We start from the raw sequence: 12,765 nt of genomic DNA on the forward strand, positions 1-12,765 counted from the left end.
TTGTCACACCAGATCTGGGTGACCAAGCGGGAAACTCGGGTGCACAGTCCGGACGGCCGACTGGCCATCGTCGGTGGCGTCACCGGCGTCCGGCGGCGGCCTCAGCTGTTGCTGTAGACCGCGGGCCCGCCGTCGTCGCCGGCCGCTCCGTTCGCGGGGCTGGGGCCGCGCCCGGCCCAGGTCCAGGCGTACGCCGGGTCCTCGACGGCGAGGCCGCCCTCACCGAGCTCGAGCGGGGCGAAGGTGTCGACCATGACAGCCGACTCGTCGAAGTACTGGACCCCCAGGCTGGCCTCGATCGCGCTGGGCTGCGGACCGTGCGCGTGGCCGCCGGGGTGCAGGCTGATCGAGCCGATGCCGATCCCCGAGCCCTTGCGGGCCTCGTAGTCGCCGCCGACGTAGAACATCACCTCGTCGGAGTCGACGTTGGAGTGGTAGTAGGGCACCGGGATGGCGAGGTCGTGGTAGTCGACCTTGCGGGGCAGGAAGTTGCAGATGACGAAGTTCCAGCCCTCGAAGACCTGGTGCACCGGCGGCGGCTGGTGGACCTTGCCGGTGATCGGCATGTAGTCCTCGATGTTGAACGTGTAGGGGTAGAGGCAGCCGTCCCAGCCGACAACGTCGAAGGGGTGGGTGGCGTACGTCATCCGCGTGCCGACGATGCCCGCACTCGTGCGGTGCTTGACCAGCACCTCCACGTCGGTGCCCTCGCTCTGGAAGGTCTCGGCGGGACCGTGGAGGTCGCGCTCGCAGTAGGGCGCGTGCTCGAGGAGCTGGCCGAAGCGCGAGAGGTAGCGCTTGGGCGGGTGGATGTGGCTGTTGGCCTCGATCGCGTAGAGCCGCGACGGCTCGGCCGGCACCCAGCGGTGGTCGGTCGCGCGGGGGACGAGCACGTAGTCGCCGGCGCGGTAGGGCACGACGCCGAAGACGGTCTCGACGACCCCGGTGCCGGACTCGACGAAGACGCACTCGTCGCCGATGGCGTTGCGGTAGAGCGGCGAGGGGTCGGTGCCGGTGACGACGTAGGTGATCCGGACGTCGTTGTTGCCGAGGACCAGCCGGCGGCCCTCGACCGGGCAGTCCCCGGTCGCAAGGTCGTGGAGCTTGAGGTGGCGCGGCTTGAGCGGGTGGTTGGGCGTGCGCGACTGGTCGGGAAGGTCCCACACCCGGCTGTCGGTGATCGCGCTCGGCACGCCCCGGCGGTAGAGCAGCGAGGAGTCGGACGAGAAGCCCTCCTCCCCCATCAGCTCCTCGCGGAAGAGGTGGCCGTCGTCGTCGCGGAGCTGGGTGTGGCGCTGGCGGGGCAGCCGGCCGAGTGCGCGGTAGTGAGCCATCGGGGTGGGATCCAATCATCCGACTATCGGACGCGGGCGTCCGCTATCTGGTGGCTAGAGTAACCCCGTGGTCCCCAGTCACGCACCTGTCGATCCCGCACCGCGGGCCTCCGCCTGGCCAGAGGAGTGGCGCGGCCTCGTCGACGACGCCGCGATCTTCCCGCCGGGCGACGCGCCCCTCCACGACGCCACCGCCGCCCACACCGAGCACCGTGGCGAGTGGTGGGCCGACCTCGTCGGCACCTTCGTGCTCCGCGACACCGACCTGCCGCTCGTCCGCGGGTTCGGCGCGCCGCTGTCGGTGGTGGTCACCGGCGGAGCAGGTCAGCTCGCCGGACCTCTCGGCCTGGCCACGCGGCTCGGGCTGCAGGTGGCGGCCGTCGAGATCGCCGTCCGCGACGTCGACGACCCGGTGGGCAACGTCCGCCGCATCGACGCCGCCCTGCGTGCGGCCGAGGTCGACGTACCCCTCTTCATCGAGCTGTCCGGGCCCGCCACCGCCAGCTGGCTCACCGCCGCCGACGAGGTCGCGGCCTGCGGGCACCGCCTCAAGCTGCGCCTCGGCAACCTCGACCACGACCTGGTCCCCGACGCCGCGACCGTCGCCGCCTGGATCGACGCTGCGCTCGACCGCGAGACCCGCTTCAAGGCCACGGCCGGGCTGCACCGGGCCGTCCGCCACGACCCCGAGGGCGGGGGCGCGCACGGCTTCCTGAACGTGCTGGCCGCGACGAGGACACTGTGGGACGGCGGCTCCGTCGACGACGCGACCGCGCAGCTCGAGCAGCGCGACGGCGCCGCCCTCTCCGCCGGCCTCGCCGACGGCGGCGTCGCCGCCGCCCGTCGCTGGTTCACCTCGTTCGGCTCGTGCTCGGTCACCGAGCCGCTCGACGACCTGATCGCCCTCGGACTCGTGGAGGACCACGCATGAACACCCCGATGAGCCGCACCAGCTGGGTCGAGGGAGCCGCGGGCTCCGGGTTCGACGTCGACCACCTGCCCTACGGCGTCTTCGCCCGCTCCGGCGAACGACCGCGGGTGGCGGTGCGGATCGGCGACCAGGTGCTCGACCTGAGCATCGTCGCGGCCGCCGACATGGTCGACACCCACGAGCTGTTCGACCAGCCCACCCTCAACCCGTTCATGGCGGCCGGGCCTGCCGTCTGGGAGTCCACCCGGGCGTGGGTGACGGGCCTGCTCACCGACCAGACCGAGCGCGACCTCGTTGAGCCCGCGCTCGCGCCGGTGGACTCGGTCACCATGCTGCTGCCGTTCGCGGTCGGCGACTACGTCGACTTCTACGCCTCCGAGCACCACGCCTCCAACGTCGGCCGGATGTTCCGGCCCGACTCCGAGCCCCTGCTGCCCAACTGGAAGAACCTCCCGGTGGGCTACCACGGCCGGTCCGGCACGGTCGTGGTGTCGGGCACCGACGTCGTACGCCCGTGCGGGCAGCGCAAGGCGCCGATGGACGAGCTCCCGACCTACGGTCCTTCGCAGCGCCTCGACATCGAGGCCGAGCTCGGCTTCGTGGTCGGCGTGCCGTCCGCGCTGGGCGAGCGGGTGCCCACCGCAGAGTTCGCGCGGCACACCTTCGGTGTCGTGGGTCTCAACGACTGGTCGGCGCGGGACATCCAGGCGTGGGAGTACGTCCCGCTCGGGCCCTTTCTCGGCAAGTCGTTCGCGACCTCGGTCAGCGCGTGGGTCACCCCACTGGCGGCACTCGAGGCCGCCTGGACCGACCTGCCCGGCCAGGACGACCCGCCGGTGCTCGACTACCTCCGCGTCGACGGCCCCGCCGGCCTCGACATCGAGGTGGAGGTGGTGCTCGACGGCGAGGTCGTCGCCCGCCCGCCCTACCGCACCATGTACTGGTCGCCGGCCCAGATGCTGGCCCACACCACCGTCAACGGCGCCAGCCTGCGCACCGGCGACCTGTGGGCCTCCGGGACGATCTCGGGCGCGGAGCCCGGCCAGCGCGGCTCGTTGCTCGAGCTGAGCTGGGGCGGCAAGGAGCCGTTCACGGCCGGTGGGCGCGAGCGCACGTTCCTCGAGGACGGCGACGAGGTGACGCTGCGCTACTCCGCGCCCGGCACCGGCGGCGGCCGTGTCACCCTCGGCGAGGTCACCGGCCGGATCCTGCCCGCGCGCTGACGTACCGCCGGGACTCCCGGCACGCCCGTCCGGGGTCCTAGGCTGCTCACCGTGATGCAGCTCGGCCAGTACGCCGCCCCGCGGCACGTCGTCGCCCACCTCAGCGACCCGCACCTCATCGGGGGCGGCGCCCTCCACTACGGCGTCATCGACAACGACGCCAACCTGCACCGGACGCTCGACCGGCTGGCGGCCGTGCAACCGGCGCCGCACGCGATCGTCTTCACCGGCGACCTCGCCGACCGGGCCGAGCCCGACGCCTATGACAGGCTCCGCTCGATCGTGGAGCCCTTCGCTGCCAGGATCGGCGCGACGCTGGTCTGGACGATGGGCAACCACGACGAGCGAGCACCCTTCGCGAAGGCCCTCTTCGACTCCGACGACGCGGGCTGCCAGGACCGGGTGCACGAGGTCGACGGGCTGCGGATCGTCGCCCTCGACACCAGCGTGCCGGGCTACCACCACGGCGAGCTGCTCCCCGAGCAGCTGGCGTGGCTGGCCGACGTCCTCGCCACGCCTGCCGAGCACGGCACGCTCCTGGCGATGCACCACCCGCCGCTCCCCCTCCCGATGATCCGCGCCGCCGAGCTCATCGAGCTGCACGACCAGCAGGCGCTCGCCGACGTCATCACCGGCACGGACGTGCGCGGCATCCTGGCCGGGCACCTCCACCTGCCGACGTGGTCGACGTTCGCCGGCGTGCCCGTCTCGGTGACCGCGGCCAGCTGCTACACCATCGACCCGGCGCCGGTCGACCGCTTCGTGTCGGGCGTCGACGCCGGCCAGGGCTTCACGATGGTGCACACCTACGACGACCGCCTCGTGCACACCCAGGTGCTGCTCGAGCGCGGCACCGAGGTGAGCCACGTCGGCTCCGACATCGCCGAGGCGCTGGAGGGCGTGCCGCTCGAGCAGGCCCGCGAGCTCGCCTCCAGCAAGACGTCCCCGTTCAACGACTAGCCAGCGACCAGCCCGCTCAGAGGACCCTCCTTGCGACTCCTGCTCATGCGCCACGGCCAGACCCACGCCAACGTCTCCGGAGAGCTCGACACCGCCCACCCCGGGCTCGACCTCACCGACCTCGGTCGCGCCCAGGCCGCGGCGGCCGCGAAGGCGATCGCCGGCGAGCGGCTCGACGCGATCTACGTCTCCAGCCGGGTGCGTACCCACCAGACCGCCGCCCCAACCGCCGAGGACCGCGGCATCGAGCCGGTCCAGCTCGACGGGCTGCAGGAGATCGACGCCGGCGACTTCGAGATGCGCAGCGACCACGACGCTGTCGCGGGCTACATCGGCGCCGTCGCCACCTGGCTCGAGGGCGACCTCACCCACCGGATGCCGGGCGGCGAGACCGGCGAGGAGTTCCTCGCCCGCTACGACGCGGCCGTGCGCACCATCGTCGAGGCGGGCCACGACGCCGCGCTGGTCGTCAGCCACGGGGCCGCGCTCCGCACCTGGGTCTCGACCCGGATGACGCCCCACCCCGACGCGCCGCCCGCGACCCAGCCGCTGCACAACACCGCGCTCGTCGTGCTCGAGGGCGACCACGACTCCGGCTGGGAGATGGTGTCCTGGCAGGGCCACCCCGTCGGCGGCGCCATCCTCGAGGACCCGACCGCCGAGGACCCCACCGGCGACCTCGACCCCGACGGGGACGGCGAGATCGGCTGACCCGCACGCCGAGCGCCACATCCCGCACACGTGCGGCGGTTGTGGCCCTCGGATCGGCCGTTCGAGGGCCACATCCCGCACACGTGCGGCGGTTGTGGCCCTCTCGGTCAGTCGCGCCGCTACGTTCGTCCCGTGCACGTCTTCATCCGCCCGACCCAGTCCTTCCTCGCCTGCCACGTCTGCGAAGGGCTGGTGTTCGCGCGGCGCGAGGTGAAGATGACGACGACCGGGATGACGTTCCTCGACCTCGACTGGTTGAACCGCTCGGCGGAGGGCGTGATCTGCATCCGCTGTGGCTTCGTGCACACGTTCATGGGCGACGCGCACCAGTTCGTCGATCCCGCGGTCGTCAACCCGCAGGACCTCCCGAAGGACCCGCTGGCCCAGGGCTAGACGCCCTCAGTGCCGATCCCCGGGTGGACGAACGGGTGGCCGGCGCGCATCTGCTCGACCGATCCGGGGTGGACCCGGGCGAGGTGGGCCAGCCCGCGGCGGCGGTAGCGGAGGGTCTGGACGACGCCGAGCGTCCAGAAGACGTACTGCACGGACATCGCGAGCTTGAAGTCGCCGAGCGTGTAGGTCTCCATGCCGCCGGAGGCCGTCAGGTCGAGGACGACGCCGATCAGGGCCATCGTCAGCAGCGACGCGGTGAAGCCTCCGATGTTGACGAGCCCGTTGGCGCGGCCGGTCTCGTGCGGAGGCGTGAACGAGCGGGCCAGGTCGAAGCCCACCATCGACGCCGGCCCGCCACTGGCGGTCGCGAACGCCATGACGACCACCAGCCCCGTCGGTGCGACGCCCGGCCACAGCAGCACCGCGGTCCACGGCACCACCATGGTGATCACGACGCTGACCACGATCCACGAGCGGTAGTAGGGCAGCCGGCCCACGAGCCGCGCCAGCGCAAGCCCGCTGACCACGGCCCACGCGGTCATCGCCATCAGCAGGGTGCTGGCCTCGGCGGACGACCAGCCGAGCCCCTGCACCAGGAAGGGGTAGCCCCACAGCAGCGCGAAGACGGTGACGGAGAACTGCGAGGCGAAGTGCGACCACATCCCCAGCCGCGTGCCGGGGTTGCCCCAGACCGTGCGGACCGACTGGGCGAGCGCGCGGAGCTTGATCGCGACGACTTGGTCGCGCCGGTAGGGAGAGTCCTTGACGAGCGCGAGGACCGCGACCAGCAGCACGACGCCGAAGCTGGAGGTCAGCGCGAACGTCCGCGTCCAGCCCAGGTGGTGGAGGAGGTACGACAGCGGGCCGGCCGCGGCGATCGCGCCGAGCTGCCCGGTCAGGCCGGTGAGCTGGGTGACCATCGGGGCCTGCCGCACCAGGAACCAGATCGTGACGAGCCGGATCACGCTCACGAACACCATCGCGTCGCCCGCGCCGACGACCGCGCGGGACGCGACGGCCCAGCCGAAGGACGTCGAGAAGGCGAAGCCCAGCTGGCCTGCCGTCATCAGCACGAGGCCGGCCAGCAGCATGGCGCGCGAGCCGTAGCGGTCCAGCAGGACGCCCACCGGCACCTGCATGCCGGCGTACACCACGAGCTGCAGCACGGTGAACGTCGCCAGCCGGGTGGCGCTGATGTCGAACCGCTCGGACGCGATGATCCCTGCGACGCCGAGCGAGCTGCGGTGGAAGACCGCCAGGACGTAGACGGCGAGCGAGACCAGCCAGATGACCCAGGCCCGCCGCCTCCCGATGTCGTGGATCTGCTCCGCGGTCACTCCTGCCCGGCTTCGTGGTCCACGCCGAGCGCGGCGGAGAGCTCCGCGCGCGTCGGCGGGTCGGCGCCGGGTCGGGAGACGTTGATCGCCGCGCCGATGGCGGCGGTGGTGACGACCTCGAGCAGGTCGCGGTCGGTCAGCGCACGGAGCGCCTGGGCGGCCGCTGCGCCGTGCACGCCGTGCGCCAGCAGGGCGTCGACCAGCACGCCGCTGAAGGTGTCGCCCGCGCCCACGGTGTCGGCCACGGCGACCGGCACGCCGGGCACGTCGAGCACGGTCCCGCCGGGGCGTACGGCGACCGCCCCGGCGCCGCCTCGCGTCACGACGACCAGACCGGGACCGGCCTCGGCCCAGCGGGCGGCTGTCGCGACGGGGTCGTCGTCGGGGTGGAGCCAGTGGAGGTCCTCGTCGCTCACCTTGACCACGTCGGCGAGCGCGACGAGCTCCTCGACGCGGGCGACCGGGCCGGTGCGGTCCGGGGTGATCGCCGGGCGCGCGTTCGGGTCGAGGGAGAGCAGCGCCCGCCCCCGGTGGGTGCGGAACGCCTCGAGCACGGTGTCGGCACCCGGGTCGAGGACCGTCGCGATGGAGCCCACGTGGAGCACGTCGCACGGCTCGTCAGGCACCGAGCGGAGGTCCCAGTCGAGGTCGAAGTCGTAGGTCGCGGCTCCCGACTCGTCGAGCGTCACCGCCGCGGTCGACGTACGGCCGGAGCCGGTCGGGCCCGCGAGCACGGTGACGTCACTGGCCTCCAGCCACGCCTGCACGGCGGCACCCCGCTGGTCGTCTCCGAGCAGCGTCACGAGGCGTACGTCGCGCCCGAGCCGACCGAGGGTGATCGCGACGTTGGCGGGGCTGCCGCCGGGGTGGTCGCGGGTCGTGCCGTCGGGGCCGGGCACCACGTCGACGAGCGCCTCGCCGACGACGAGGATCCGGGGCTGCGCGTCGGTCATGCCCCCATCATGCCGGTGCCCGGAGCCCGCCCGACATCGCGACCGCGCGGGCGAGACTCGGGGCGAGGGGCAGTCGCGGGAGGAGGGTCGCCTGCACCGCGTGGTAGAGGTCGGGCTTGCCGGGCCACACGCTGGCCTGCGGCCGGTTGGCGGCGTCGAGCTCGTGGTGCCAGGACCCCCGCTCGAGGTCGATCAGGTGGTCGCGGGCGTAGGCCCACCACTCGGCGTAGCGCCGGGCGTCGTCCTCCTCGCCCGTGCGGCGGTGCAGCGCCGCGGCGGCCGCGATCCCCTCGGCGACCACCCAGTGCATCCGCTGGCGCACGACGGGTCGGCCCTCCCAGTCGGTCGTGTAGACAAAGCCCGGCGCGCCGTCGGCGTGCCAGCCGTCGGCGACCGCGCGGTCGAAGAGCAGACGCGAGGTGTCGAGCAGCCCGGCGGGCGCCGCGTCGCCCAGGGTGGCCTCGAGGTGGAGCAGCAGCCGCGACCACTCCAGGCCGTGCCCGACGGTCGCGCCGTAGGGCTTGAACGGGTCGTCGGGGCGGTCGCGGTTGAGCTCGAGGTCGACCGACCAGTCCGGGCCGAAGTGCTCGGGCAGCCGGCCGTCGTACGACGGCGCGAGCTCGAGCACCAGGCCGGCCAGCCGGGCCGCCCTCCGGTGCCAGACGCCGTCGCCGGTGACGTCGCCGACCGCGAGCATCGCCTCGAGCGAGTGCATCGTGGAGTTGAGGCCGCGGTAGGGCGCGGGGGTGGTCCAGGACCGGTCCCACTCGTCGACGACGCGGCCGAGGTCCTCGTCCCAGAAGCGCTCCTCGAAGACCTGCGTCGCCTCGGCGAGCACGTCGTCGGCGCCCGGCAGGCCTGCGACGACGGCGGTCGAACCGGCGAGCATCACGAACGCGTGGGCGTAGCAGGACTTGGTGTCGTCGGGCTCGCCGTCCGGACCGACCTCGCCGAACCAGCCGCCGTGCTCGGGGTCGCGGAGCACGCCGCGCAGGCCGTCGAGGGCCCCTGCGGCGGTCGAGGCGGCTCCGTCGACGCCCAGCAAGGCGCCGATCCCGTGGACATGGACGGTGCGGCTCGTGATCCAGGTGTGCACGGGACGGCCGAGGTCGGGCGCGCCGTCGTCGTCGAGCCACGCGGCACCGCCTCGGGGGTGCACGACGCGCCGGCCGAAGCCGAGCAGGCGCCGGCACTCGGCGTCGAGCCAGGCGTCGTCGGGGGCGTCGTCGGGGGCGGCGTCGTGGAGGGAGGCGTCGTCCATCCGGGCAGTCAAGCAGTCACGACCCACGACGCACGAGACCCCCGCACACCGGTGCGGGGGTCTCGCGACTGGACGACGTCCAGTGGCAGGTAGAGGATTCGAACCTCTGTAGGCAATGCCGGCTGATTTACAGTCAGCTCCCTTTGGCCGCTCGGGCAACCTGCCGGGCCGTGCGGAACAATAGCAAGGCACGCACTTCACCACGAATTGCCGGGGCACGCTGGAGCGAGCCCCACGACGAGCCCCTCAGGAGGCACAACCATGGCTGACTCGAGCTTCGACATCGTGAGCAAGCTGGACCGCCAGGAGGTCGACAACGCGCTCAGCCAGACGGCCCGCGAGATCGCGAACCGTTTCGACTTCAAGGGCACCGGGGCGTCCATCGAGTGGAAGGGCGAGCAGGCGATCGAGATCACCGCCTCGGCCGACGACCGCGCCAGCGCCGTGCTCAGCGTCTTCCAGGACAAGCTGATCAAGCGCAACCAGAGCCTGAAGATCCTCGACGCCTCCGAGCCGCGCCAGTCCGGCCAGGTCTCCAAGATCGACATCGCGCTCAAGGAGGGCATCACCTCCGAGGACGCCAAGAAGATCTCCAAGCTGATCCGCGACGAGGGACCCAAGGGCGTCAAGGCGCAGGTCCAGGGCGAGGAGCTGCGCGTGTCGTCGAAGAAGCGCGACGACCTGCAGGCCGTCCAGCAGCTGGTGAAGTCGCAGGACTACGACTTCGCGGTGCAGTTCACCAACTACAGATGATCCCCGCGCTCGTGAGCGTGGAACTCCATCCTCACGGGGCAGTCCTCTAACGCCTATCGAACATGAGAGCGCGGGACGACGCAGTCAACGCAGCATGCGCGGCCCGAGGTAGTACCGCTTGGGGTGCGTGTTGGTGTCGCATCGAATCAGGCCGAGCGCTTCGAGCTTGTCGCATGTGATGTACGTGTTGGGTTGGGTACTCGCATTCGGGTTGATCTGAGGCGCCGACAGCCCTGCGGGGTGCGAGACCGCCAGCGCGCGAATCACGAGTTCCTGATGTGATCCGAGAAGCGGATGCACGCTCTGGGCCTTTGCGACAGCCTCATCGGCGTCGATGGACGAAGCGATCGAGTCGCGCTGAACGTTGGGACTTGCGTCCGCAATGTCGATTGCCGTCGAGTGCTCGTCCGCTAATAGCCACTCGTGCCGATCATCGGGTGGGGAAGGGGCTTTGGGTGGCCGATCTCGACGAGCGGCGGCCTGGGCGGCAGCGGCGCTGGCCTCGCGAGCAGACCGCAGCGCCAGTACCTCGTCACGGTTCAGGACGGGGCGACGGGAGCGCTTGCCTAGGTCACCGCGCCGGATCATCTTCGGTATAGCCGAGATGTGCACGCCTAGGAGTTGGGCCGCCTCTCGAACGGTGATCCACTCTGGGAGTTGGCCCGTCTCAGGCCTCATCGTCAAGAACGATGTCGCGGCGAGTCCACTGGATCGCCCACTTGCGGCTGAAGACCCCAACGGCGTCCTCGGTCAGTTGACCTACGCGGGTATCGCCCATCGCGGGCACGGGGCGCGTGTCCTCCGCGTCGCCCGTGTCCTCAGCGGTGAACGGTTGGAGTTCTGGCCGGAAGAAGTCTGCCGGGAGGGTGAACGGTTGCGTCAGCATTACGTACGACTCGCCGACGGACGGAACCTCGCCGAGGTAGAACGCCTCGAAGGGCCGCAGGGTCGGGTCCACCGCCGAGCGACGCAGGTTCCCCGCACTCTGCTCCTCCAACTCAGCCACGCTCTGAAGAGGGAGGAACGAGAGGTACTCCAACTTCGACCGGCCGCTGTTGGTCTTCTTGTCGATCGCGCACCCATGGCTGATGAGTAGTGCTGGTCCCCGTGCGATGCCTTGGGTGGCGACCGCCTGAGACACCCCGGCGCGCACGATCAGAACGGACGAGAAGATGTCGCCCTGGCTGAGCCACGGATTATGTGAGGCCGCAACGATGACCGGCGCGGCTTGGCCGGTCACCAGTCGATGTCGTCTTCAACAACCCGCCTGCCGCGCACCGGCACCACTTCGGTGTCCTCGGTGGAGATGTGCGAGATCCTCAGGAACGACGGGACCGTCAGGTCGACTGGATTGGAAGCCGGACCGCATGCCCGAGCGCCACTGAGGCGCGCCTGCCCAGCAAGCATGAGTTGGCGCCGCTGATCCGTCTGAGTCTGCGGCAGAGAAAAGTGGCGCAGGTAGGTAGAAGTCACAACGGCCATCAGTCAATCAGTCCCCTCGTTGCGTCTGTGATGCACGCCTCGAACACGAAGTTCTTGGCCATCCGCAGTCTTGTCAATATACCCGTAACGGAAGAATTGAAGCCCTCTTCCTGTGTGGCCATGTTTAGTTCGGCCTTGACATCGATATCCAACAGCAGTTGCAGCGGCACTTTGTCGAACGTGGTGCCCGGTGCCGGTGTGAGCATTGCAGATGTGATGGTCGCCGCGGCCTGAAGTCGCGGGATGGGCACCTCCACCTGCATGAATAGAGAGTTCACGGCCTGCGGAAGGTACGGCGACACGTCGACGGACGTCCGTAGGTAGTCCTTGATCTCGATTGACGGCTTCGGCATCGGGATCCGGTTCACGAAGCGGACTCCCACCACGCCGACCCACTCTGGCTGGGCAACCTCGCGGTACTGGAGCCAAGCGGCCTCGGCTTCATCCGAGAAGGCTCCCCAGTGCTCGTACGACCCGTTCCAGATGAAGGAGAAGCGGTCGAGCGCGGCCTGCACCACGCGCGTACCGTCTTTGCGCGCGAAGGCGAGCCCAACCTGCTCGCTGCGAGCATCGTTCAGGAGTTCGCCGTTAACGACCGATACCTCACCCTGGAGAGTGAACAGTGGCGAGGCGGAGGTTGCTCCATCCCCTAGCGTCGACCGCGCAAGGTCATCGACGGTCAGTCCCTCGGGGTTCCTGACCTGAAACTCTAGGATCGCCTCGGTGATTGGAGCGTTCTTGTACTGCCGGCCGAGCTCCAGTCCCGGAAGGTCCTCAAAGTCTGCGCTTGTCAGTTCGACCTCCTGAGTCGCCTCACATCCGGAGCATAGGGCTTGCGGGGGAGGACGCGCGTCGATGTGTTGCGACACGCTAACGGAGGATCGGTTGCGCGCGGAGGCGAGTCCGCCGCGCGGGTGGTGCCGCACGCTATCGACGAGAGGCCCGCGGTGGGCGGTGAGGGACCTACTGTTGGTAGGGAGTAGGTACGCCGATGGAGCGACGTCACCCTCACATGGTCGTGAAGACGACCCCTGTGCCGCCGGAGTCAGCCTCGAACATCCATCGAACATGCACCGGCGCGCTGAGCGTGCACGAGCACGCACCGGCACGCAGGTCGCACGCTGCTGCGCACGTGCCCAGCAGTTCACCAACTACCGCTGACCCACCACGCTTCGCACGTCAGGGCGGTACGACGACTAGCGGTGCTCCGGGTCTTCCTTGCCCGCCTGGCGACCGAGTCCCCACGGGTGGTACTCCGAGTGGTGCCACCGCTCCGCCTGCATGGTGTCGCGGTCGAAGGACGACGTTGCGCCGTACCGCTTCTGGCGCCAGGCCGCCCACGCGATGAGGCCGACGAGCAGCCCCAGCAGGATCCAGAGGATCACCACGGCACCACCTCCCCTGCGAGGGTAAGCCGCCTGGCGGGC

At 70.7% G+C, this 12,765-nt stretch carries 15 protein-coding genes and 1 tRNA gene; 6 read left to right on the forward strand and 10 right to left on the reverse strand.

The features are described from left to right. Positions 1–101: 101 nt before the first annotated feature. Positions 102–1,334 (reverse strand): homogentisate 1,2-dioxygenase, encoded by a 1,233-nt coding sequence (locus tag JOD65_RS22360; RefSeq protein WP_191194449.1) that lies wholly within the window; start codon positions 1,332–1,334, stop codon positions 102–104. Between the two features lie 67 nt (positions 1,335–1,401). On the opposite strand from JOD65_RS22360, the gene JOD65_RS22365 reads away from it, so the two are divergent. From JOD65_RS22365 to JOD65_RS22385, 5 genes are all read left to right on the forward strand, one after another. Then, positions 1,402–2,265, forward strand: a complete 864-nt coding sequence (locus JOD65_RS22365; protein WP_191194448.1) for a hypothetical protein — start codon at positions 1,402–1,404, stop codon at positions 2,263–2,265. After that, on the forward strand, positions 2,262–3,488 hold the full coding sequence (fahA, locus tag JOD65_RS22370; protein WP_191194447.1) for a fumarylacetoacetase: 1,227 nt from the start codon (positions 2,262–2,264) through the stop codon (positions 3,486–3,488). Before JOD65_RS22365 ends, fahA begins: the two co-directional genes overlap by 4 nt. Before the next feature lie 54 nt (positions 3,489–3,542). After that, complete coding sequence (locus tag JOD65_RS22375) at positions 3,543–4,448, forward strand: phosphodiesterase (RefSeq protein WP_191195449.1); 906 nt, start codon at positions 3,543–3,545, stop codon at positions 4,446–4,448. A 30-nt stretch (positions 4,449–4,478) separates the two neighbouring features. Beyond that, complete coding sequence (locus JOD65_RS22380) at positions 4,479–5,159, forward strand: histidine phosphatase family protein (protein ID WP_191194446.1); 681 nt, start codon at positions 4,479–4,481, stop codon at positions 5,157–5,159. A gap of 132 nt (positions 5,160–5,291) precedes the next feature. Continuing rightward, on the forward strand, positions 5,292–5,552 hold the full coding sequence (locus JOD65_RS22385; RefSeq protein ID WP_191194445.1) for a hypothetical protein: 261 nt from the start codon (positions 5,292–5,294) through the stop codon (positions 5,550–5,552). On the opposite strand, the gene JOD65_RS22390 is transcribed toward JOD65_RS22385, so the two are convergent. The 4 genes from JOD65_RS22390 to JOD65_RS22405 all read right to left on the reverse strand — a co-directional run bounded on the left by JOD65_RS22390 (position 5,549) and on the right by JOD65_RS22405 (position 9,268). Beyond that, positions 5,549–6,889: an MFS transporter gene (locus JOD65_RS22390; protein WP_191194444.1), complete on the reverse strand. Its 1,341-nt coding sequence runs from the start codon at positions 6,887–6,889 to the stop codon at positions 5,549–5,551. The genes JOD65_RS22385 and JOD65_RS22390 overlap by 4 nt on opposite strands. Then, positions 6,886–7,842, reverse strand: a complete 957-nt coding sequence (locus JOD65_RS22395) for a carbohydrate kinase family protein (RefSeq protein WP_191194443.1) — start codon at positions 7,840–7,842, stop codon at positions 6,886–6,888. Before JOD65_RS22395 ends, JOD65_RS22390 begins: the two co-directional genes overlap by 4 nt. 7 nt (positions 7,843–7,849) lie before the next feature. After that, positions 7,850–9,103: an AGE family epimerase/isomerase gene (locus JOD65_RS22400; protein WP_191194442.1), complete on the reverse strand. Its 1,254-nt coding sequence runs from the start codon at positions 9,101–9,103 to the stop codon at positions 7,850–7,852. 83 nt (positions 9,104–9,186) lie between these two features. Beyond that, positions 9,187–9,268, reverse strand: a tRNA-Tyr gene (locus JOD65_RS22405). Between the two features lie 96 nt (positions 9,269–9,364). Here JOD65_RS22405 and JOD65_RS22410 point away from each other — a divergent pair. Then, positions 9,365–9,856: a YajQ family cyclic di-GMP-binding protein gene (locus JOD65_RS22410; RefSeq protein ID WP_191194441.1), complete on the forward strand. Its 492-nt coding sequence runs from the start codon at positions 9,365–9,367 to the stop codon at positions 9,854–9,856. An 84-nt stretch (positions 9,857–9,940) separates the two neighbouring features. Here JOD65_RS22410 and JOD65_RS22415 read toward each other — a convergent pair whose 3' ends face one another. The 5 genes from JOD65_RS22415 to JOD65_RS22435 all read right to left on the reverse strand — a co-directional run bounded on the left by JOD65_RS22415 (position 9,941) and on the right by JOD65_RS22435 (position 12,726). Next, the gene (locus JOD65_RS22415) at positions 9,941–10,468 is read right to left on the reverse strand and encodes a hypothetical protein (RefSeq protein WP_191194440.1); all 528 of its coding nucleotides are present in this window, start codon (positions 10,466–10,468) and stop codon (positions 9,941–9,943) included. Between the two features lie 55 nt (positions 10,469–10,523). Next, complete coding sequence (locus JOD65_RS22420; protein WP_191194439.1) at positions 10,524–11,096, reverse strand: hypothetical protein; 573 nt, start codon at positions 11,094–11,096, stop codon at positions 10,524–10,526. Beyond that, the gene (locus JOD65_RS22425) at positions 11,093–11,338 is read right to left on the reverse strand and encodes a hypothetical protein (RefSeq protein ID WP_191194438.1); all 246 of its coding nucleotides are present in this window, start codon (positions 11,336–11,338) and stop codon (positions 11,093–11,095) included. The genes JOD65_RS22420 and JOD65_RS22425 overlap by 4 nt, the downstream gene beginning before the upstream one ends. After that, complete coding sequence (locus JOD65_RS22430) at positions 11,338–12,207, reverse strand: TIGR04255 family protein (RefSeq protein WP_191194437.1); 870 nt, start codon at positions 12,205–12,207, stop codon at positions 11,338–11,340. Before JOD65_RS22430 ends, JOD65_RS22425 begins: the two co-directional genes overlap by 1 nt. Before the next feature lie 327 nt (positions 12,208–12,534). Further along, complete coding sequence (locus JOD65_RS22435) at positions 12,535–12,726, reverse strand: hypothetical protein (protein WP_191194436.1); 192 nt, start codon at positions 12,724–12,726, stop codon at positions 12,535–12,537. Positions 12,727–12,765 lie beyond the last annotated feature (39 nt).

It is taken from the genome of Nocardioides cavernae (assembly GCF_016907475.1).
Classification (GTDB): domain Bacteria; phylum Actinomycetota; class Actinomycetes; order Propionibacteriales; family Nocardioidaceae; genus Nocardioides; species Nocardioides cavernae.

What these genes read in the sequence shown, in the direction of transcription:
- JOD65_RS22360 (WP_191194449.1), bottom strand. Translation starts at nt 1,334, where the DNA reads ATGGCTCACTACCGCGCACTCGGCCGGCTGCCCCGCCAGCGCCACACC.
- fahA (WP_191194447.1), top strand. Translation starts at nt 2,262, where the DNA reads ATGAACACCCCGATGAGCCGCACCAGCTGGGTCGAGGGAGCCGCGGGC.
- JOD65_RS22375 (WP_191195449.1), top strand. Translation starts at nt 3,543, where the DNA reads ATGCAGCTCGGCCAGTACGCCGCCCCGCGGCACGTCGTCGCCCACCTC.
- JOD65_RS22395 (WP_191194443.1), bottom strand. Translation starts at nt 7,842, where the DNA reads ATGACCGACGCGCAGCCCCGGATCCTCGTCGTCGGCGAGGCGCTCGTC.
- JOD65_RS22400 (WP_191194442.1), bottom strand. Translation starts at nt 9,103, where the DNA reads ATGGACGACGCCTCCCTCCACGACGCCGCCCCCGACGACGCCCCCGAC.
- JOD65_RS22410 (WP_191194441.1), top strand. Translation starts at nt 9,365, where the DNA reads ATGGCTGACTCGAGCTTCGACATCGTGAGCAAGCTGGACCGCCAGGAG.
- JOD65_RS22425 (WP_191194438.1), bottom strand. Translation starts at nt 11,338, where the DNA reads ATGGCCGTTGTGACTTCTACCTACCTGCGCCACTTTTCTCTGCCGCAG.